Below are 19,977 nucleotides of genomic sequence, written 5' to 3'. Positions count from 1 at the left end.
AACGTGGAAATCAGGAAAAATGATGAATTTGAACTGACAATCGAAGATATGAGCGAAGATGGAGCCGGGATCGGAAAGCAGGACGGCTATATCTGGTTTGTAAAAGATGCCGTGATCGGGGATCGGATCCGGGCGCGGGCGATGAAAATGAAGAAAAATTATGGCTTTGCCCGTCTGATGGAGGTGCTGGAAGCATCCAAAGACCGCGTGATGCCGGAATGCCCGGTCGCAAGACAGTGCGGCGGCTGCCAGCTTCAGATGATGAGTTATGAGGCGCAGCTTCATTTTAAGGAGCGCAAGGTCTACAATAACCTGCGCCGGATCGGCGGGATGGAGAACCTGCGGCTGCCGGAGCGGGCGGATAGTGTGATTGTGGATAAAACCATCGTGATGGAGCCGATCCTGGGGATGGAGCACCCGTGGCGCTACCGCAACAAGGCACAGTTTCCGTTTGGACGCGATAAGGATGGAAGAATCATTGCCGGATTTTACGCGGGACGCACCCACCATATTGTGGAAGCGGAGGATTGCCTGCTGGGTGTCGAAGAAAATGCGGTAATTCTGGATATTATCAAGAAAATCATGGAAGAATACCAGATTGCGCCATATGACGAGGAGACGCACAAGGGTCTGATTCGCCATGCATTGATTCGGAAGGGATTTGCAAACGGCGAGCTGATGGTCTGTCTCGTCATCAATGGAAAGAAGCTGCCGCACGCGGATATTTTTGTGGAACGCTTAAAAGAAGTCCCTGGCATGACCAGTATTTCCTACAACATCAATCAGGAAAAAACAAACGTGATTCTTGGTTCGGAGCTTGTAAACTTATACGGACCGGGCTATATCACAGATAAAATCGGAAATGTATCATACCAGATTTCGCCGCTTTCTTTCTATCAGGTCAATCCGGTGCAGACGGAAAAACTCTATGGAACGGCGCTGGAATACGCGGGGCTGACCGGTGGGGAGACTGTATGGGATCTGTACTGCGGAATCGGAACCATTTCCCTGTTTCTGGCGCAGAAAGCGAAGAAAGTGTACGGTGTAGAGATCGTCCCTCCGGCGATCGAGGATGCCCGCCGGAACGCGGCATTAAATGGCATGGAAAATGTCGAGTTTTTCGTCGGAAAAGCTGAAGAGGTACTTCCAAGGGAGTATGAAAAAAATCAGGTCTATGCCGATGTCATCGTCGTCGATCCGCCGCGCAAAGGCTGTGACAGCGTCTGCCTCGACACGATCGTCCGGATGCAGCCAAAGCGGGTAGTCTATGTCAGCTGCGATTCCGCCACATTGGCGCGCGATGTGAAGTATCTGGATGAAAGAGGATACGCGGTGGAGCGCGTGAGATGCTGTGATATGTTCGGGATGAGCGGGCATGTGGAGACGGTAGCTTTATTAACTAAAAAGATAGCGACAAGAGAAGTGTAAAATTCAGGGTATCCTGCGTGCGTATATCGCATGGGGCGAGGTGCTTCCGGTCGCGACGCATTCCTTTGGTTTCATCGGTATTTTTGCCATCCCGGAGATTGGCTTTAACCAGCCGAAGGGAATGCTTTATAAGACGGAGAATCCATTTGCCTGAACAATAAAAAGAATATTTGCTGATTTCTCATGAACGTGATACACTTATAGATAAGCTGTATCGGCTGTCGATCACGACCGTTTCGGCGGTGTGAAGATGAGAAATTGAGAAATTCCGGCACCGGAGGCTTTCAGAGTCACGATCATGCGACCGTGCGAAAGTTCCGGTGCCTTTTTATTTCAAAGGAAAGTGCGCCCTGATGAAAGCGGCAGAGAATATTTTGAGCGGTATTTGAGAAAGGAAACAGGAGATGGATGACAAAAAAATAGCCGTACTGATCGATGCGGAAAATGTGTCCGGCAAGTATATCAAGCTGATTTTAGATGAGGTCAGCAATTATGGAAGTGCGACATACAAGCGCCTTTACGGCGATTTTCAGACGCCGAGCGTGCGGGCGTGGATGAAGAACCTGCGCGACTATGCGATCACGCCGGTTTTCCAGTACAATTATACGCAGGGGAAAAATGCCTCCGATTCAGCGCTGATCATCGATGCGATGGATATTTTATATTCGGGCAATGTGGATGGCTTCTGTATCGTCACCTCGGACAGTGATTTTACGAAGCTGGTGCTGCGCCTGCGTGAGTCAGGCATGACGGTGATCGGCATGGGAGAGCGCAAGACGCCGAATGCGTTTGTCTCGGCGTGTGAGACATTTAAATTCCTGGATATTTTATTAAACGATGAAAATCCGTCGCAGAATCCGTCCCTGCCGCAGACGCGCAAGGAGAGTGAGGCGGATGGTTCCAGAAAAGAGGCAGAGAAAGAAAGCGATCCGAATGCAGTCAGCAATATTCCGAACATGGAGGAGATGGAGAAAGAGATTATCTCGATCATCAACACACATGCGGACGATGACGGATGGGTGGATTTATCGGAGCTGGGAGACAATCTTCCAAAGCGTGTGCCGGGATTTGACCCGCGAAATTATAAATGCACGAAGTTAAAGCAGTTTATCGAGCTGTTTGATTCCGTTGAGGTTCGGTCAGCGCGCAATCCGCACAATAAGATTCTGTCGATCATCTATGTGCGTGTCAAACAGAAAGAAGAAAAGCCGGTACTTTCCAAGGTACGGCGCGGCGGAAAACGAAAGAAGGATGCGGACGCGGAAGAATAGTAAGCATATGCGGTTCGTATGAGAATAAAAAGTTGCAGAAGCGGCTGTGATTCGTATGAGGCTGGAAGAATGCAGCAGTGGTTGTAGTGTTGTGTCAGGTGTTACAAAGACAGACTGTAAATTGAAAAGTGAAGGATAGCAGATAGGAGAGACAGGAACATGACAAAGGAAGAGCTTGCATTAGAGGTAATTGACCGCCTGAAAAAAGAATATCCGGATGCGGGTTGTACGCTGGACTACAATCAGGCGTGGAAGCTGCTGGTCAGTGTCCGTCTGGCGGCGCAGTGTACCGATGCGCGTGTCAATGTGGTAGTCAAGGGATTGTTTGAGAAATATCCAAATGTGGCGGCATTGGCGGATGCCCCGGTGGAAGACATCGAGGCGATTGTGAAGCCGTGCGGTCTGGGACACAGCAAGGCGCGGGACATCAGCGCTTGTATGAAGGTGCTGCGCGACGAGTACGGCGGGCATGTGCCGGATGATTTTAACGCTCTGTTAAAGCTTCCGGGAGTCGGCAGAAAGAGTGCCAACCTCATTATGGGGGATGTGTTTGGAAAACCGGCGATCGTCACGGATACGCACTGCATCCGCCTGGTAAACCGGATAGGGCTGGTGGAAGGAATCAAGGACCCGAAGCGCGTGGAAATGGCACTCTGGAAGCTGATTCCACCGGAGGAAGGCAGCGATTTCTGCCACCGCCTGGTGTATCACGGGCGTGAAGTCTGTACGGCGCGGACGAAGCCGTACTGTGACAAGTGCTGTCTGCAGGATATCTGCGCGAAGGCAGGCGTGGAGTAGAAAGTCTGAAAAAGTCATGGAAACAGATGCAGATAGGAAAAGGATGACAGGAGGCAGAAAAATGGACGAAGAACGGCAGGAGACAGCGGATTGGCGTATCGTCTGGCAGATGTTTTTTCCGTGCGTCATCAGCGATTTAATCGGCGGATGTGTGGAGGTGCTGGGACATCTGGAGGGAAATGCGGGAAGAACCGTGTCGTCGTTTCTTACATTTGCCGTGATTTATCCATTTTACTGGCGGAGGATCCAGAAAAAGAAAGAAAAAAGGCGCATAGCAGAGGCAGACGGGATGAAAGAGCAGGTCTCTCCACAGATAAAGACGACAAAGGAAGAGAAATGTGGATATTTCTGGGAAAAAGTGCCAGATGTGTGGAAAATCCTGCTGGGGGCAGCTGCGTTCAGCGCTGTGTTTAACATGATTTTCTGGGCATTAGAAAAAAAGGAGATTTTCCTGGGAGTGCTGCATATTGCAGTGCAAAAGGTTCGGGTGACTGGGCAGGCAGCTGAAGCGGTGTCTCTGTGTTTGAAAATGCCTCAGGGGGATATGCTTGCGGCAGCTCTGGGAAAAGGTGCGTCGGAGGGCGCCGCCGCTTTATTTTCCGGCGCCCTGTGGCAGCAGTTCTTTCTCATGGGCATTGCCGCCCCACTTTCCGAAGAACTGCTGTTTCGCGGCATTTTATTTGAGCGCCTGCGTATGGCGCTTCCATTTTTCTGGGCGGCACTTGGATCGGCGGTATTTTTCGGGTTGGTGCATGGAAACTGGGCGCAGGGGATTTATGCGGCGCTCATGGGACTTATACTGGCGTGGCTGTATGAAAAAAAGAACCGTCTGTGGGAACCTGTGTTATTTCACAGTGCAGCAAATTTGACGGCGATGCTGATGCGGGGGCTTCTCTGGCACTGGTGAGGACATAAAAATACAAACAATTTCGAGAACGCAGGATTGTGTTTGCTCGAGGAAAGAACAGGAGGAGATACTACGATGCTTTCATTTGCAAGCGATTATACAGAGGGCGCCTGCGAGGAGATACTTCAGAAGCTGGCGGAGACGAACCGGGAGAGTCTGCCGGGATATGGCATGGACCGGTACTGCCAGAGTGCCGCCAGAAAAATACAGGAGGCGACCGGATGCCCGGAGGCGGAGGTTTATTTTCTGGTGGGCGGTACCCAGACGAATGCGGTCGTGATCAGCAGCATGCTTGCACCGTATGAGGGCGTAGTGGCAGCGCAGACAGGGCACGTGAGTATTCATGAAGCCGGGGCGATCGAGTACACCGGGCATAAGGTGTTGCAGCTTCCGGAAAAAGATGGGAAGATTGATCCGGCGGATCTGCAGGAATATCTGCAAAATTTCGAGGCGGACGCAAACAATGATCATATGGTATTTCCGGGAATGGTGTATCTTTCCCATCCGACGGAATACGGAACCTTATACAGCCGGAAGGAGCTGCAGGCGATCTCGGAGATCTGCCGTTCGTATGAAATCCCGCTCTATCTGGACGGAGCGCGTCTTGGATATGGTCTGGCGGGAGAGAAAAATGACCTGAGTCTTTCGGAGATCGCGCATCTGTGTGATGTATTTTATATCGGCGGCACGAAGGTTGGCGCATTCTGCGGAGAGGCAGTTGTATTTGGTGAGAAGAAGAATGTTCCGGCGCATTTTATTACCCGGATCAAGCAGCAGGGCGCGCTGCTGGCAAAGGGACGCCTGCTGGGAATCCAGTTTGATGTGCTGTTTACAGACGGGCTGTACGAGCGCCTGGGACGCCATGCGGTAGAGATGGCGGCAGCTTTAAAGAAAGGGTTAAAACAGCGCGGTTATACGTTTTTCCGTGAGTCCCCGACCAACCAGCAGTTTGTGATCTTGGAAAATGATCGGATGGAGCAGATTGAAAAAGAGGTTTCCGTGAGCTTCTGGGAGCGGTATGACGAGGATCACACCGTTGTCCGTTTTGCGACGAGCTGGGCGACCAGAGAGGCGGATCTGGAACATTTGTGGGAGATTTTAGATCGGATTGAGGCAGAAAGAGAGAAGTAGAGATGGAACGTAATGTAACGATGGCGGAGATTTCAGATGGAAAGCTGTACAGCCGGGACGATATGGTAAAAGTCGGATGCGATGATTGCCGGGGCTGTTCGGCGTGCTGCCACGGAATGGGTAATTCGATCGTGCTGGATCCATATGATGTGTACCGTCTGACCACCTTGCGCGGGGACACGCTGGAACATCTGCTGGAGGAGAAAAAGGTGGAGTGGAACGTCGTGGACGGACAGATTCTGCCGAATCTGGCTCTCCGGAGCGGGGCGGATGAAGCCTGTGGGTTTCTCGATGAAGCAGGGCGCTGCCGGATCCATGCATACCGGCCGGGTATCTGCCGCCTGTTTCCACTGGGGCGCTTTTATGAAAATGGAAGTTTCCAGTATTTTCTCCAGATTCATGAGTGTAAAAAGGAAAACCGGACGAAAGTTAAAGTGAAAAAATGGATTGATACGCCAGATTTAAAGCGGTATGAGGCGTATATCAGCCGGTGGCATTATTTCTTAAAAGATATAAGAATGGCGGAAACGGAGGCGGCGCAAAACCTTTTGGCAGAACCATGCATCGGAACGTCGGAGGAACAGGAGATACAGAAGAAAAACCGTGCCGCTGCGGCAGCCGAGCGCGAAAAACGGCGCAATCTGTTGATTATGAAACTGTTCTATCTGCTTCCGTATGATGGAGAGAAGGACTTTTACGAGCAGTTTGAAAAGCGGATGCAGATGGCGGAGCGGAGTTTGCGATAAATCCTTTGTTGAAGACAAATCCGCAAGGATGTTTGCCCCCAGCTGTGAAGAGGCTGAACCGTTTTGACAGAGTGAAATAAGAAAGGAGATTACCGATGCTTCATACGGATTTTCACACCCACACCACGTTCTGCGACGGAAAGAGTACGCCGCGGGAGATGGTGGAGGCGGCATACCGGATGGGAATGACCGATTTGGGCGTTTCAGGACATGCTGATTTTTCGATGTTTGAGCCGGGATTCGGGATGGACGACGAGAAGCTTCGCCAGTATACCGAAGAACTTCAAGAACTCCGGGAGGAATACCGGGGAAAGATGAATCTCTATATCGGGATCGAGCTGGATGGACTGGGACCGGTGCAGAAAGCAGAGTACGCGATCGGCTCGACCCATGCGCTCATCAAGGATGGCGAGTATGTTTGTGTGGATGATACGGAGGAGAAACTGGTAAAAGCAGTCGAGACGCTGTGGCATGGTGACTGGTACGCGTTTGCACGGGAGTATTTCGAGGCAGAGGCGCAGATTTATGACCGGACAAAATGCGATTTCATCGGACATTTTGATCTGTTGACAAAATTTAACGAGGGATATAAACATTTTGACGAGACGAAAGACGCCTATCTGGAACCGGCGATCACGGCGATGCACAAACTGGCGACTCTGGGGATTCCGTTTGAGATCAACACAGGCGCCATGTCCCGCGGCTATCGGAGTGCGCCGTACCCGTCCGCAGCTCTGTTAAAAGAGCTGTGTGCCTGCGGTGGACGTATCCTCATCAACTCCGACAGCCACAGTACCGACACGATCGGATATGGGTTTAAGCAGGCGCAGGAGCTGGCGGTGGCGTGTGGATTTAAAAGTGTGTGTGCCCTGAAACCGGGTGGCGGATTTAGGGAGATACTTCTTGTATAAAAAAGACAGAAAGAAAAATATACAAATTCTAAATTTCAAGCTAAAAAATGCTGAAAATAAAGCCGAAATGATTTTATTTTTGGTGAATCGTTTTCAGAGAACCCTGCTATAATATGAGCCGTAACAAGGAGATAGATACTTAACAAAACCCCATGGCTGAGGGCTGCTAAGCACAATGTGTTTTCCACACAGGGTGTGCGGAAGGCGCAGATCAGATTTTTGGAGGAAAAGACAAATGACTACTTTAAAAGCTGAAAAAAGAAGCATGGATGTTAAGGCAAAGAGACTCAGAAGAGAAGGCTATGTAACAGGCAACGTATTTGGTAAGAAGATTCAGGGCTCCATTCCTGTTAAGATGGAAAAGAAAGACGTGGATCGTCTGCTGAAGACCGAGACCAAGGGCGGACAGATTATGCTGGATGTAGAAGGTGAAGTCTACGATGTCCTGATCAAGGAAGTTGACTATGATGCAATGGCAAATCAGGTTGTAGAGATAGATTTCCAGGCGCTGGTAAGCAATGAGAAGGTTCATTCCGTTGCTGAGATTATCTTCGAGAACCACGACAAGGTAGAAGCTGGCGTTCTGCAGGAGGTACTGAAAGAAGTATCGTACCGTGCATTACCGGCTGCACTGGTTGAGAAAGTCAAAGTTGATGTTGGTGAGATGGAGATTGGTGATACGATTCGTGTCAAAGACCTTTCGATCGCAAAAGATAAAGACATTGATATTCTGACCGATCTGGAGGCAGTAGTTGCTACCGTCACAGCGGTTCACAACAATGTACCGGAGACCGATGAAGAGGCTGACGCAGAAGAAGCTAAATAATTGAAGCGCAGTGCCAGGATGAAGCGAAACGGGATGCTGTCCGCAAGGCAGATAAAAAGTTTCGCGGAATGATTGAAACATGAGAAAAGGCGGATGTACTGACCAGATGGCCGGTATATCCGCTTTTGAATTTTGTATGAACTTTTTTTGCAGACGGTAAAAGAGGATGAGGTTATGGCTCCATATATGCGTCATAAATTTCCGGATCAATATTCTCGCGGATATTCTCATATACGCTTCCAGCCGCCTCCCGGATGGCATCGCGCGTTTCATCCGAGAGAGTTAAAATCGCGGTGCCGCTCGCTTCGATCGTAGCGATACGGTCAAAGATGCGCGCGTCGGACTGTTCTCTGGCATACTCGGTCGCGGTTTTGGCTGCCTGCGTCATGATTTCCTGTTCTTCTGGAGTCAGGTTCTGGAAGAAATCGTCATTGACAATCAAGGAGATCAGATGCGGCAGGTGGTTCGTCTCGACCACATAATCCTGCTGTTCGTAGAGACGGTTGGAGACGATGACCTCATACGGGTTCTCCTGCGCGTCGATCGTGTGCTGCTGGAGACCGATATACACCTCGCTGAAGGTCATTGGCGTCGGATTGGCGCCGATTGCTTTCCAGAATGCGAGATGATAGCTGTTTTCCATGGTACGGATTTTCTGCCCTTTGAAATCTGCCAGGGAGTAAACTGGTTTATTTGTGCTCATGATGCGGAATCCTTGATCTGCCATGCCGAGCAGGTGGTAACCGCCGTCGGTGTACACCTGGCTGATGAGATTGTAAAAATCCGGATCATCCAGCTTTTTGCGGCAGTCATCCAGCGAATCAAAGACGCATGGAAGGTCAAAAACGGCGAGATCCTTCATGAAAGAAACCTGAGGGGCGGTGTTCTGCACGACAAACGGGATATCGCCGTCCGCGCACGTTTCGAGCAGGTCGCGGTCACCGCCGAGTGTGGAGTTGGCGTAAACCTGAATCCGCATTGCGCCGTTGCTTAAGTCATGTACTTCCTCCGCAAATTTTTCGGCAAACAGCTGCGTTACCGTGTCCTCCGGGCTGGCGGTCGCCAGTGGCCAGGAATAGCGCTGTTCTTCCTTGCTGGAGGCGCAGCCGCTCAGCGCGAGCGAGGCACCGAATAAAAGAACCGAGGAAGAAATGAGCGCCGCAGCGAATCGGGAAGAAGTCCGGCATCGGCGGGACACTAGGTTTGAAATATAAATCATAATGGGAGATCCTTTCAAATTTAAAAACATCCATTTCATATGTGAAATATTCCATTCACAGCCTGAAAGCGTGAAGCAGGTCGTTATATGAAATCTTTCAGAACTTCAACATTTCCAAGCGTCCATTCAGCATTATAACAATCCCAGCGACAAAGCCGGTATAAACGTAATCAGCAGCAGCGCCACCAGGAACAATCCAATCATCGGCATCGCTTTTTTGGCGATCGCCATGATCGGGACGTCGGTCAGGGAGCTGGCGACAAAGAGGTTGACGCCGATCGGCGGGGTTACGAAGCCGATTGCCAGATTGACAACCATGATCACACCGAACTGGACCGGATCCATGTTGATCGCTGTCACGATCGGGAGCAGGATCGGGGTCAGAATCAGGATCGCCGGGGTTGTATCCATGACCATTCCCACGATAAGCAGGAACAGGTTGATGACAAGCAGGATCATGACCGGGCTGTTGAAATGCTCCAGGATAAAGCTGCTGACCGCCTGCGGCACCTGCATCAGGGTCAGGACTCTGGAAAATGCCGTGGAAGCTGCCAGAATAAAGAGGATCGGTGTGAATGTGCGGATCGCTTCCACAAAAATCGGCGGGATATCCCGGAATTTCATGGTCCGGTAGAGGAACAGGCTGACAAACAGGGCATAGAAAACGGAGATAACTGCTGCTTCCGTGGGGGAGGCGATGCCGCTGTAGATACAGCCAAGGATGATGACCGGGCTTAAGAGAGCGAAAAAGCTTTCGCGCAGCACCCGGAACAGTCCTTTTTCGTGCAGCAGATGGATTTCAGCGTGGATTTTTTCTCTATCTTCACCGTAACGTCGGCAGTGATAGATGGCATACAGCATCAGGAGCAGACCAATCATCAGACCCGGAATGACGCCGGCTAAGAACAGGCTGCTGACAGAGGCACCGGACGCCATGCCGTACATGATAAACGGGATACTCGGCGGAATGATAACGCCCAGACCGCCTGCGACTGCCACGATCGCGGTAGAGAAAGTCCGGTCATAGCCGAGGGCGCTTAAAATCGGGATCGTCATGCTTCCGACGGCTGCGACGGTTGCCGGGGCAGAGCCGGAGATAGCGCCGTAGAAGAGGCAGGTCACGATGACCGCGCATGGCATACCGGCGGTAAAATTGCCAAGAAAGAAGGCGAATACGTCAAACAGTTTCTTGGAAATACCGCCCTTTGCCATGATGATGCCGGATAAGACGAACATCGGCACGGCGAGCAGGGGAAAAGAATCCAGTCCGCCGAATATGGCGCGGATCAGATACTTAGCGCCGACCGTGAAGGACGGGTCAAAAACGGAAGGGAGAACCGAGGCGATACCGAGCGTGATCGATACCGGGATCGCGATGACAAGCAGCACGACAAAGATAACAAATAAGAGAGCAGCAGGCATCAGTGTTCCTCCTTTCCAGATGGTGTATTTGCCTCGATGAGAGATTCGATTTCATTGGATTCCGTTTCCGGCATATCTGCATTTGCATGGATAAAGGATTCCGGTGTATTGCGCTCCGGGTGGGCCGGATCGTAGACATCTTCGCCGCGGGCAACCTTAAATTCGATGATCCAGCGCTGCAGAATGCGGAATGTTACCAGAAGAAAGGAAACAAACGGCGCTGCCTGAATATAGTACATCGGAATCCCGCAGGCGGGGGATAACTGTCCGCTGTGAATGGCGGACATCATGTAAGAGTATGCAAATGGGATCATATAGAGGAAAAAAATCAGCTCAAAGGTGTGGTTGACAACCTTAAAAAGAGCCTTTCCTCTGCGCGGGAAGGCGGCGACGAACTGTTCGATCTTGATAGAAAGGCATTTTTTGCTGCAATAACTGACGCTTAAAAAACCGCTCCAGATAAAGAGAAAACGGGTAACCTCCTCGGACCAGGACAGAGACTGTCCCAGCGCGTAGCGGGAAAATATCTGGATTCCCATAATGAGTGTCATCGCAGCCAGCATGACAACCAGCAGAAATTCTTCCAGGTTTTCATCCAGCCAGTGAAGTGTTTTTTTCATGAATAATCCCCTTGTAAATACGGATAATAGGTTGCTGTTTATGCAGGCACGTTTGAAAACGGATGTGCCGCTTGATAACAATAATAGACCTGCGATGGAGGTAGCAGGTCTTGAGTGTCTCGCGGAGAATCCCTCCGTACCCGCAGGTACAGGGATTTCCGGGAGTAAAAAAATAGGTGGCTAAAAGTATAATATAGGCACTTTTGGAACCGAAAGTGCCGTAAGATAGCGTGGTGGCAGCTGGAATTTGCCGTATTTAAATGCGAAGCCACGGCAAATTCAGTTACTGGGCACGTTAGCGTGAACAGTAACCGAATAACTGGATAAGCCAGATATTACATCGCACTGTGAAGCAGTCCCAGTACAGTCTCCAGCTCCTTTACGCCCATCTGACCCGGTGCGGATGCCTTTTTGGCAGCGCCGAAGGTCATGGAAGAACCAAATACCTCGCCGCAGAGACGGCTGATAACGCCGGTGCCAGCCATCGACATGGTAATGATTGGACGGTCCGCATAGAGGGAAGTCATTTCCTCAGTGGCAGAGAGAAGTGTTAAAACATCTTTCTTGTTCTGCGGCATAACTGCGATCTTCGGGATATCTGCATTCATATCCTGCATCTTACGCAGGCGGTAGATGATGTCGGATTTCTCCGGCGTCTTGTGGAAGTCATGGTTGGAAGCGATGACTTTCACGCCAGCCGCATGTGCGCCGTCGATGATCTTGGTTACAATCGCGTCGCCGGTAAAGATCTCTACGTCAATGAAATCAACATAGCCGGTCTGAGCTGCTTGATGTTCAGCTTTGCGTAATCTTCCGGCTCGATGGATTTCTCGCCGCCCTCTTTGGAGGTACGGAAGGTCATCAGAATCGGAGTCTCGCCGAGAACGGCACGCAGTTCCTTTAAGACGTCTTCTACCTTCTCAAAATCAAAGACACCTTCGAACCAGTCTACACGCCATTCTACCATATCAACCGGAATAGAATCAAACGTTTTGGCCTCGTCGATGATTTCCTGTTTGGTAACGCCTACGATCGGAACGATGATCTTCGGTGTGCCGGAGCCGATTTCGATATTTCTAACTTTGATAGTATTCATAATCAGAGAATCCTTTCATTTTATCAATAAATATTTATTCGTCGCTTTCTGCCAGAGACACCATTTTCGCGTAGCGGGCATTGACAAAGAGTCCCAAGAGAACGCCGATGGCAGTCAGTACGATATTCATTATCATAACATGGGATGGTGCCATTTTGGAAGCGGCAGTCAAAATTGTGTAATTACATAAGGAAGAAGCAATCATAACCAGTGCGGTTACGGTTCCCTTGATCTTCGGGAACAGCATGTTGCAGACGGAGGTTACAATCTGTAACAGACCGCCCGCGCCTGCCCAGCCGATGATGAAAGCGCCTGCAATCATAAGGGTCTGGCTGTGACCGATGAGTACGGCAACCAAAGTAACGAGGCAGATAACCGGGTAAACGAGGATGAAACGTACATCCTTGATTTTACGGGTCAGCAGGGAGGTGACAACGAGCGCCATCAGGGTACCTGCGGAATAGTAGGTCTGCATGATGGACGGGTTCGCCCAGCCTGCATTTTCTTTTGCGAAGTTCTGCGCGCAGTTTAACCATAACTGGAAGGTACCGGTGCAGGTGAAACCAATCACGATCATGGCGATGGACTCAAACGAAAAATTTGTGTGTTTTAAGCTGGCGATGAGTCCCTCGGATTTGCCCTCTGCCTTCTGCTCAGAATCTGGCAGCGGGAACAGGAAAATAAGTACAAATAAAACAGCGTAAATAATACCGCATCCGATAAATAACGGATTGTAAGATACCATGCCGGTGGCGGTGGTTGTCACAGCAACACCGAGTACGAACGGCAGAAGCATCTGCGCGATCGCAATGAAAAATTTGATTCCCATGGTAGCGACACCCGGAGCGCTGCTGATAATCTCGGCAACCGCCGGATAGATACCGGTATCAAGGAACGAATTGGAGATACCTCCGATGATTGCACATACATAAGCGATTTGATAGCCGCCGTTTTGTCCGGCGCTGAAAGCGAAAGCAAGTCCAATCAGGTAAACCGCGTAGGAGGCGCTGCCGATGGCGGTTGAGATGCGGCGTCCCAGTTTGTCGGAAAGTGGTCCGGCAAATGGAAGTGCAATCAGACGCCCGAGTCCTAAAGCAGCGGAAATCGCGGTGATCGCCATTGCCTCAACGCCCCAGGCTGCGGCAAGCGCTTCCTTGATGACTGCCTGTCCGAGAATCGAACAGCCGACGCCATGGATAAAGTAGTTTAAGTACATGATAAGTGCACTTGGCAGATATTTCTTGTTCATGATTTTCTCCTTAATTCAAGATCCGCCTGTCGTGCTGCCGTTTCGGAAACCGGGCGGATGATGGCTGATGTTCTGTCACAGACACAAAGGAGATGCCGATATAAAAAGTTCTGTTTTAGTGTTAGAAAAATAACACGTTTGATGCCTTTATTCTAATAATTATTATAGCCGAAGTCTAATACTTTTATAGCAAAAAACCAATGCATTTTAAGCATTAATGTGTTATAAATATGATTATGGGTTACTGCTCACGGGTAGGCACTTTTGGAACCGAAAGTGCCGTAAGAAAACGTGGTGGCAGCAGGAATTTGCCGTATTTAAATGCGAAGCCACGGCAAATTCCGTTACTGGGCACGTATGCGTGAACAGTAACGATTATGGAAGTTTGGTGTGATGCATTTACGGCTGATATTGCGAAGAGTTAATACGAAGATACATAAAGACGGGGGACGTTAGGAATGACATTGAATCAGATTTTATATTTTCAGAAGATAGCGAATCTGGAAAATTATCATCAGGCGGCGGAAGAATTATATATATCACAGCCATCCCTGAGCCGGTCGATGGCATCACTGGAAAATGAGCTGGGCGTGACGCTCTTTGAAAAAGAAGGACGCGGGGTGACCCTGACGAAGGCGGGGAGGATGTTTTTGGAGTACGCGGACCGGATTCTCACAGACTGCCACATCGCGGTCGGAAAAATGCGGGAGATTTCGATGGATGGGGGAAAGATCGACATCGGTTACGTGTTTCCGCTGGCCGGCCACTATATCCCGCACCGGGTCAAGCTCTTTTTAGAACAACCGGAAAATCAAAAGGTTGTGTTTAATTTCTGGCAGAATCACACACCGGCGATTGCAAAAAAGGTAAAAACGGGTGAATTAGATGTAGGCTTTGGCGGCTGTCTGGAAAAGGATGACATGGAATTTTTCCCGGTGGCGAACCAGAAGCTTGTTATCATCACACCGAAGGATCATCCGCTGGCGGAACGGGAGAGAATTCCATTTGCGGAGCTGAACCGGTATCCGGTAATTGGATATGATAAGGACTCCTGGATGGGGACGCGCACCCGCGCACTCTATGCGAAATACAACATCCAGCCGGACATCATTGTGGAGTGTCCGGACGAATATTCGATCGTCGCGCTGGTGCGGGAGAGTTTTGGCATCGCACTGATGCCGCGCACGGACATTCTGGAGCTTGCTCCGGGAGTCTGCATTCATCCGATTGAAAATCTGGACATTTATCACCAGATTTTTATGTTCTGGATGAAAGAACGCTACCGGCTTCCGGCGGTGGAACGCTTTATTGAATATATGAAACAGCAGGCGCGTCAGGACGGTCTGCAGGCGGAACGGGAAACCGATAGCAAAAACGTATTGAAAATTTACTTGAAAGATATTGTTAATTTTTAAGCAAAACGGTTATGATAAAAGTGTCACAAACACAGGGATGCCTCTCATGCAATGGAGAAGGAGAATTTCATCATGAAGAGCAAATACCCGAAAATTTTTGAACCGATTACCATTAAGCGCATGACAATCAAAAACCGTGTTGCCATGACGCCGATGGGTACTAACTATGGCGAGACGAGCGGTGAGATGAGCAACCGCCATATGAATTATTATTCCCTGCGTGCCAAGGGAGGAACTGGTCTGATTATTCTGGAGAATGCCAATATTGAATATCCGGTTGGTTCCAATGGCACAAGCCAGATCCGCATCGATCACGACAGCTTTATGCCGCGTTACTATCAGTTAGTCGAGAATCTTCATAAGAATGGCGCGATGGTAGCGATTCAGGTCAACCATGCGGGTGCTTCTGCATCCTCTGCCAGAACCGGTATGGAGACGGTGTCTTCCTCCAATATCCCGACCAAGGCAGGCGGCGAGATTCCGCGTCCGATGACAAAGGAAGAGATCCTGACGACCGTAAAAAAATACGGCGAGGCGGCGAAACGTGTACAGGCGATCGGATTTGATGCGATTGAGATCCACTGCGGTCATTCTTATCTGATGAGTCAGTTTATTTCCCCGTATTACAACAAAAGAACCGATGAATTCGGCGGCTCTGTCGAGAATCGTCTCCGTTTCCCGAAGATGGTTCTGGAAGAGGTGCGGAAAAATGTAGGTCCGTGGTTCCCGATCATCGTCCGTATCTCTGCGGAAGAGCGCGTGCCGGGCGGCAACACGCTGGAAGACACACTGGAATACCTCGAATATCTGGATGAGTACGTAGATATGTACGATGTATCCTGCGGTCTGAACCCGTCCTTACAGTATCAGATTGACTCGAACTTCCTGCCGGATGGCTGGCGTTCCTACATGGCAAGAGCGTGAAGGATAAATTTGGTAAACCGGTTATCAATGCGGGCAACTACCGCGATCCGGAGGTCGTTGAGAAAGTATTGGAGAGCGGCGATGTCGATATTGTCGGCATGGGACGCGGACTCATTGCAGAGCCGAACTGGGTCAGCAAGGTGCAGAACGGCGAGGAAGAGATTCTCCGTAAATGTATCTCCTGTAACGTTGGCTGTGCGGGCAACCGAATCGGCGTCAACCGCCCGATCCGCTGTACCGTCAACCCGGCTGTTCCGGAGGGCGATATCTACAAGAAGCTGAAAGTCAATAAAAACTGCAACGTAGTTGTAGTCGGCGGCGGTACAGCCGGTCTGGAAGCAGCCTGCACGGCAGCCGAGGTTGGATGCAACGTATTCTTATTAGAAAAGAGTGGTAAATTAGGCGGACTTTCCACCTTTATCTCCGACCTGCCAAGCAAGAACCGTATGAAAGACTTCCCGAAATATCTGGAAGCACGTGCGAAGAGACTGAAAAATCTGTATGTATTTCTGAACTGCGAGGCAACCGTGGACAAGATCAAACAGTTCAAGCCGGATATCATTGTCAACGCAACCGGTTCCGTTCCAGTCGTTCCGCCGATCAAGGGACTCAAGGAAAACATCGCAGCCGGTCATGTCGATACCATTTTCGAGATGATTCAGAAAGTAAAAGCCGGAGAATACCCGGATGATTTCTGCAAGGGCAAAAAAGTGGTTGTAGTCGGCGGCGGCTCCGTTGGTCTGGATGTTGTGGAGTATTTCGCACCGCGCGGCGCGGAGTGTACCATCGTGGATAGCTTCCGCAGATTGGCATGATGGCAGATCCGATTACGAAATGTTCCATGCGTGAGACACACGATAAATACGGTGTGAAAGAGTATGTGAATACTGCGCTGCAGGAAGTCAAAGAGAACGCATTTACCGTGAAGCTGCCGGATGGCACGATCGAGGATCTGAACTTTGAACTCGGTTTCAACTGCCTGGGAATGCGCGCCAACAATCCGATTCTGGCACAGCTCGAAGAGGCATTTGACAACACAGATACCTTCATTTACCCGATCGGAGACTCCGTCCGCGCCCGCCGTATCATGGAGGGAACGATGGAAGGACGTGCGATTCTGAACGTGCTGGAAGCGAGAGGATTTTTAGAGCTGGCACCATTGGAGTAGGGAATTGAATATTGCATTTGAAAGATTCTGACTGTTCGCTGAACGAATAATATCGTTTTATTTAATTATAAAAAATAGAGAAGAAAAGAGGAAATTATCATGCCAAACATTACAGGACATACCGAATTAGTAGGATTAATGGCTTACCCGATCCGTCATACACAGTCTCCGACTACCCACAACCTTGCCTATGACAAGAATGGCGACGATGTTATCCAGCTTGCGTTCGAGGTAGACAACGATACCCTGGAAGCAGCGGTTGAGAGTATCCGTGCGCTGAAGATGCTGGGTTCCAACATCTCCATGCCGAACAAGACCGTCGTTCACAAATATCTGGATGAGGTAGACGAGGCTGCAAAGCTGTGCGGTGCGATCAACACTGTAGTCAACACCCGTGACAAAGACGGCAATGTAACCGGATACCTGAAGGGTTACAACACTGACGGTATGGGCTACTGGCAGGGAATCAAGGAAGAAGGCATTGATTTCAAGGGAATGAAGATGGTTCTCATCGGTACTGGCGGTGCAGCAACCGCTATCGCAGTACGCGGCGCACTGGACGGCATTGCAGAGCTGCATATCTTCAATATCAAAGATAAATTCTATGCACGCGGCGAGGAGATCGTTGATATCATCAACAAGAACTCTAACTGCAAGGCCGAGATGCATGACCTGGGCGATCTGGCACTCTTAAAAGAGAAAATGCACGAAGCAGACATTTTCTGTGATGCAACCGGCGTTGGTATGCACCCGCTGGAGGATCTGTCCAATATTCCGGATCCGTCCTATTTCCGCAAGGATCTGATCGTAACTGATACAGTATATGCACCGCGTGAGACCGTGATGATGAAGCAGGCCAAAGAAGCTGGCTGCACCCGCGTATACAACGGAATGAGCATGATGCTGTTCCAGGCGCTGATCGCGATTGAACTGTATACAGGAAAATCAACACCGGTGGATTACATGAAGGAGAAGCTGGGAATCTAATTAAACGATAGCCCCCACAGTTATACCTGCTATTCCGCATTAGCACTTGCGTTCATATCCTGATTCGGGTATAATAATAAAACACACTTTCAATGTAAAGTGCAAAAGTGATTTGAATGAATACAAGTGAAGAAGGATGAGACAGATGGATGAATTAAAGAAGCTGCGAAATGATTTGGACATGTGCGACGAGATTCTGATCGATGCCCTGCGGATGCGCTACCAGATTATCCAGGAGATTACAAATTATAAACAGAAAAACGGACTTCCGATTTATCAGGCAGAGGAGGAAGAGCGCAAGAAGAGCAAGATGCTTGCGAAGCTGGATGATTATGAATACAAAAAGTCAATCATGGCAGTTTACGACAGCGTCCTCTACCGGAGCAAACGGATCCAGTCCCATGAGTTGTTTGGATTCAATATTTTCCTGATCGGATTTATGGGAGTCGGAAAGAGCACCGTTTCGAATGCACTGCAGAATACCTTTGCGATGGATGTGGTGGAAATGGATGAAATGATCGCGAAAAAGAACAACATGAGCATTTCCGAGATCTTCGATCTGCACGGCGAGGAATATTTCCGCAACGAGGAGACAAACCTGCTTAAAGAGGTAGGAAACGAGAAGAACAAGATTGTATCCTGCGGCGGCGGCGTAGCGATGCGCGAGGTCAATGTACAGGAGATGCGAAAGAGCGGCAAGGTTATACTTCTGACCGCGAAGCCGGAGACGATTCTGGAGCGTGTCAAAGAGAACCATGACCGTCCGCTTCTGGAAAATAATAAGACAGTGGAATATGTTTCCGAACTGATGGAGAAGCGCAGACCGGCGTATGAAGCGGCAGCGGATATTGTGATCGCGACCGATGGAAAATCAGCGAATGAGATCTGCGAGGAGATCATTGCACAGGTGAAGAAGTTTAAATAATGTGACTGCTCAGAAAGTTCTGACAGAGAAAACGAAAGGGGAAAAAAGATGTCGAATCATATCACAGGACACACAGGTTTACTTTGTTTACTGGGAAGCCCGGTCGCACACAGTGTTTCGCCGGAGATGCACAACGAGGCGTGCAGCCAGTTGGGGCTGGATTATACATATCTGGCGTTTGATGTGCCGGAAGAGAAGATGCCGCAGGCGGTTGAGGGACTGCGGACGATGGGCGCGCGCGGCTGGAATATCACGATGCCGGGCAAAAATATCATGTGCAAGCTGGCAGACAAGGTTTCACCGGCTTCCGAGATTTCCGGCGCCTGCAATACGATTGTCAATGACGACGGTGTTCTGACTGCTTATACGACCGATGGCGTCGGATTTATGCGTGCAGTTGCAGAAAATGGTGTAGACATCATTGGCAAGAAAATGACGCTTTTAGGCGCTGGCGGCGCCGCAACCGCGATTCTTGTACAGGCAGCTTTAGACGGCGTGGCAGAAATTAACGTATTTAACGTCAAGGACGCGTTCTATCCGAGAGCCGAGGAGATTGTAAAGAAACTGAACGAGCGCACAGGGTGCAAGGTAACCCTGCATGATTACTCCGATCTGGAGATCCTGCGCCAGTCCATCGCAGACAGCGCGATTCTGGTAAATGGTACTTCCGTCGGCATGGCTCCGAAGACAGACAACACAATCATTACTGATACAACGATGTTCCACAAAGACCTGTTCGTATTCGATGTCATCTACAATCCTCAGGAGACCCGTTTACTGCGCGAAGCAAGAGCGGCAGGCTGCAAGACCAGCAACGGTATGTACATGCTTCTCTATCAGGGAGCTGCATCCTTTGAACTCTGGACAGGACAGCAGATGCCGGTGGAGATCATTAAAGAGAAATATTTTACAAAATAGGATTTGAAGAACGGCA

At 49.8% G+C, this 19,977-nt stretch carries 16 protein-coding genes and 2 pseudogenes; 13 read left to right on the top strand and 5 right to left on the bottom strand.

Going from position 1 to position 19,977, the window contains the following annotated elements; translation table 11 throughout:
• The first annotated feature begins 3 nt into the window (after nucleotides 1-3).
• From rlmD to DWX91_RS07700, 8 genes are all read left to right on the top strand, one after another.
• Nucleotides 4-1,428, top strand: a complete 1,425-nt coding sequence (gene rlmD / locus DWX91_RS07735) for a 23S rRNA (uracil(1939)-C(5))-methyltransferase RlmD (RefSeq protein ID WP_333549119.1) — start codon at nucleotides 4-6, stop codon at nucleotides 1,426-1,428.
• Nucleotides 1,429-1,832: 404 nt separating this feature from the next.
• Entirely contained in the window at nucleotides 1,833-2,699 is an 867-nt protein-coding gene (locus DWX91_RS07730; protein WP_022358838.1) for an NYN domain-containing protein, read from the top strand.
• 159 nt (nucleotides 2,700-2,858) lie between these two features.
• Nucleotides 2,859-3,497 (top strand): endonuclease III domain-containing protein, encoded by a 639-nt coding sequence (gene nth / locus DWX91_RS07725; protein ID WP_117796723.1) that lies wholly within the window; start codon nucleotides 2,859-2,861, stop codon nucleotides 3,495-3,497.
• 61 nt (nucleotides 3,498-3,558) lie between these two features.
• Nucleotides 3,559-4,404 carry a CPBP family intramembrane glutamic endopeptidase gene (locus DWX91_RS07720; protein ID WP_182431309.1) on the top strand — a complete coding sequence of 282 codons (846 nt, stop codon included), beginning with the start codon at nucleotides 3,559-3,561 and terminating at the stop codon, nucleotides 4,402-4,404.
• A 75-nt stretch (nucleotides 4,405-4,479) separates the two neighbouring features.
• Nucleotides 4,480-5,535 carry a threonine aldolase family protein gene (locus tag DWX91_RS07715; RefSeq protein WP_118472531.1) on the top strand — a complete coding sequence of 352 codons (1,056 nt, stop codon included), beginning with the start codon at nucleotides 4,480-4,482 and terminating at the stop codon, nucleotides 5,533-5,535.
• Nucleotides 5,536-5,537: 2 nt separating this feature from the next.
• On the top strand, nucleotides 5,538-6,281 hold the full coding sequence (locus tag DWX91_RS07710) for a YkgJ family cysteine cluster protein (RefSeq protein ID WP_118472532.1): 744 nt from the start codon (nucleotides 5,538-5,540) through the stop codon (nucleotides 6,279-6,281).
• Nucleotides 6,282-6,376: 95 nt separating this feature from the next.
• On the top strand, nucleotides 6,377-7,192 hold the full coding sequence (locus tag DWX91_RS07705; RefSeq protein ID WP_118472533.1) for a histidinol-phosphatase: 816 nt from the start codon (nucleotides 6,377-6,379) through the stop codon (nucleotides 7,190-7,192).
• Nucleotides 7,193-7,427: 235 nt separating this feature from the next.
• Complete coding sequence (locus tag DWX91_RS07700) at nucleotides 7,428-8,018, top strand: 50S ribosomal protein L25 (protein WP_022358832.1); 591 nt, start codon at nucleotides 7,428-7,430, stop codon at nucleotides 8,016-8,018.
• Between the two features lie 172 nt (nucleotides 8,019-8,190).
• On the opposite strand, the gene DWX91_RS07695 is transcribed toward DWX91_RS07700, so the two are convergent.
• The 5 genes and pseudogenes from DWX91_RS07695 to DWX91_RS07670 all read right to left on the bottom strand — a co-directional run bounded on the left by DWX91_RS07695 (nucleotide 8,191) and on the right by DWX91_RS07670 (nucleotide 13,624).
• Entirely contained in the window at nucleotides 8,191-9,237 is a 1,047-nt protein-coding gene (locus tag DWX91_RS07695; protein WP_107001903.1) for a TRAP transporter substrate-binding protein, read from the bottom strand.
• Between the two features lie 132 nt (nucleotides 9,238-9,369).
• Complete coding sequence (locus DWX91_RS07690) at nucleotides 9,370-10,659, bottom strand: TRAP transporter large permease (RefSeq protein ID WP_118538598.1); 1,290 nt, start codon at nucleotides 10,657-10,659, stop codon at nucleotides 9,370-9,372.
• Nucleotides 10,659-11,279 (bottom strand): TRAP transporter small permease, encoded by a 621-nt coding sequence (locus tag DWX91_RS07685; protein ID WP_118472535.1) that lies wholly within the window; start codon nucleotides 11,277-11,279, stop codon nucleotides 10,659-10,661. Before DWX91_RS07685 ends, DWX91_RS07690 begins: the two co-directional genes overlap by 1 nt.
• A 335-nt stretch (nucleotides 11,280-11,614) precedes the next feature.
• Nucleotides 11,615-12,378: pseudogene (gene aroD, locus DWX91_RS07675) on the bottom strand (type I 3-dehydroquinate dehydratase).
• 31 nt (nucleotides 12,379-12,409) lie between these two features.
• Entirely contained in the window at nucleotides 12,410-13,624 is a 1,215-nt protein-coding gene (locus DWX91_RS07670) for an MFS transporter (protein WP_107001849.1), read from the bottom strand.
• A gap of 458 nt (nucleotides 13,625-14,082) precedes the next feature.
• On the opposite strand from DWX91_RS07670, the gene DWX91_RS07665 reads away from it, so the two are divergent.
• From DWX91_RS07665 to aroE, 5 genes and pseudogenes are all read left to right on the top strand, one after another.
• On the top strand, nucleotides 14,083-15,039 hold the full coding sequence (locus tag DWX91_RS07665; RefSeq protein ID WP_118472537.1) for a LysR family transcriptional regulator: 957 nt from the start codon (nucleotides 14,083-14,085) through the stop codon (nucleotides 15,037-15,039).
• 72 nt (nucleotides 15,040-15,111) lie between these two features.
• Nucleotides 15,112-17,131: pseudogene (locus DWX91_RS17990) on the top strand (FAD-dependent oxidoreductase).
• A 99-nt stretch (nucleotides 17,132-17,230) separates the two neighbouring features.
• Nucleotides 17,231-18,118 (top strand): shikimate dehydrogenase, encoded by an 888-nt coding sequence (locus DWX91_RS07655; protein ID WP_022358823.1) that lies wholly within the window; start codon nucleotides 17,231-17,233, stop codon nucleotides 18,116-18,118.
• A 145-nt stretch (nucleotides 18,119-18,263) separates the two neighbouring features.
• Nucleotides 18,264-19,043 carry a shikimate kinase gene (locus DWX91_RS07650; protein ID WP_118472539.1) on the top strand — a complete coding sequence of 260 codons (780 nt, stop codon included), beginning with the start codon at nucleotides 18,264-18,266 and terminating at the stop codon, nucleotides 19,041-19,043.
• Between the two features lie 48 nt (nucleotides 19,044-19,091).
• Nucleotides 19,092-19,961: a shikimate dehydrogenase gene (aroE, locus tag DWX91_RS07645; protein ID WP_118472540.1), complete on the top strand. Its 870-nt coding sequence runs from the start codon at nucleotides 19,092-19,094 to the stop codon at nucleotides 19,959-19,961.
• Nucleotides 19,962-19,977: the final 16 nt, after the last annotated feature.

The organism is Clostridium sp. AF22-10, assembly GCF_003478725.1.
Classification (GTDB): Bacteria; Bacillota; Clostridia; order Lachnospirales; family Lachnospiraceae; genus Otoolea; species Otoolea fessa.
The sequence above is the reverse complement of the archived record's forward strand: the minus strand, read 5'-3'. Positions and strand labels throughout refer to the sequence as shown.

Coding starts and splice junctions, on each gene's coding strand:
- DWX91_RS07720 (WP_182431309.1), top strand. CDS start 3,559: ATGGACGAAGAACGGCAGGAGACAGCGGATTGGCGTATCGTCTGGCAG.
- DWX91_RS07700 (WP_022358832.1), top strand. CDS start 7,428: ATGACTACTTTAAAAGCTGAAAAAAGAAGCATGGATGTTAAGGCAAAG.
- DWX91_RS07715 (WP_118472531.1), top strand. CDS start 4,480: ATGCTTTCATTTGCAAGCGATTATACAGAGGGCGCCTGCGAGGAGATA.
- nth (WP_117796723.1), top strand. CDS start 2,859: ATGACAAAGGAAGAGCTTGCATTAGAGGTAATTGACCGCCTGAAAAAA.
- DWX91_RS07650 (WP_118472539.1), top strand. CDS start 18,264: ATGGATGAATTAAAGAAGCTGCGAAATGATTTGGACATGTGCGACGAG.
- DWX91_RS07670 (WP_107001849.1), bottom strand. CDS start 13,624: ATGAACAAGAAATATCTGCCAAGTGCACTTATCATGTACTTAAACTAC.
- DWX91_RS07705 (WP_118472533.1), top strand. CDS start 6,377: ATGCTTCATACGGATTTTCACACCCACACCACGTTCTGCGACGGAAAG.
- DWX91_RS07685 (WP_118472535.1), bottom strand. CDS start 11,279: ATGAAAAAAACACTTCACTGGCTGGATGAAAACCTGGAAGAATTTCTG.
- DWX91_RS07710 (WP_118472532.1), top strand. CDS start 5,538: ATGGAACGTAATGTAACGATGGCGGAGATTTCAGATGGAAAGCTGTAC.
- DWX91_RS07730 (WP_022358838.1), top strand. CDS start 1,833: ATGGATGACAAAAAAATAGCCGTACTGATCGATGCGGAAAATGTGTCC.
- DWX91_RS07690 (WP_118538598.1), bottom strand. CDS start 10,659: ATGCCTGCTGCTCTCTTATTTGTTATCTTTGTCGTGCTGCTTGTCATC.
- DWX91_RS07665 (WP_118472537.1), top strand. CDS start 14,083: ATGACATTGAATCAGATTTTATATTTTCAGAAGATAGCGAATCTGGAA.
- aroE (WP_118472540.1), top strand. CDS start 19,092: ATGTCGAATCATATCACAGGACACACAGGTTTACTTTGTTTACTGGGA.
- DWX91_RS07695 (WP_107001903.1), bottom strand. CDS start 9,237: ATGATTTATATTTCAAACCTAGTGTCCCGCCGATGCCGGACTTCTTCC.
- DWX91_RS07655 (WP_022358823.1), top strand. CDS start 17,231: ATGCCAAACATTACAGGACATACCGAATTAGTAGGATTAATGGCTTAC.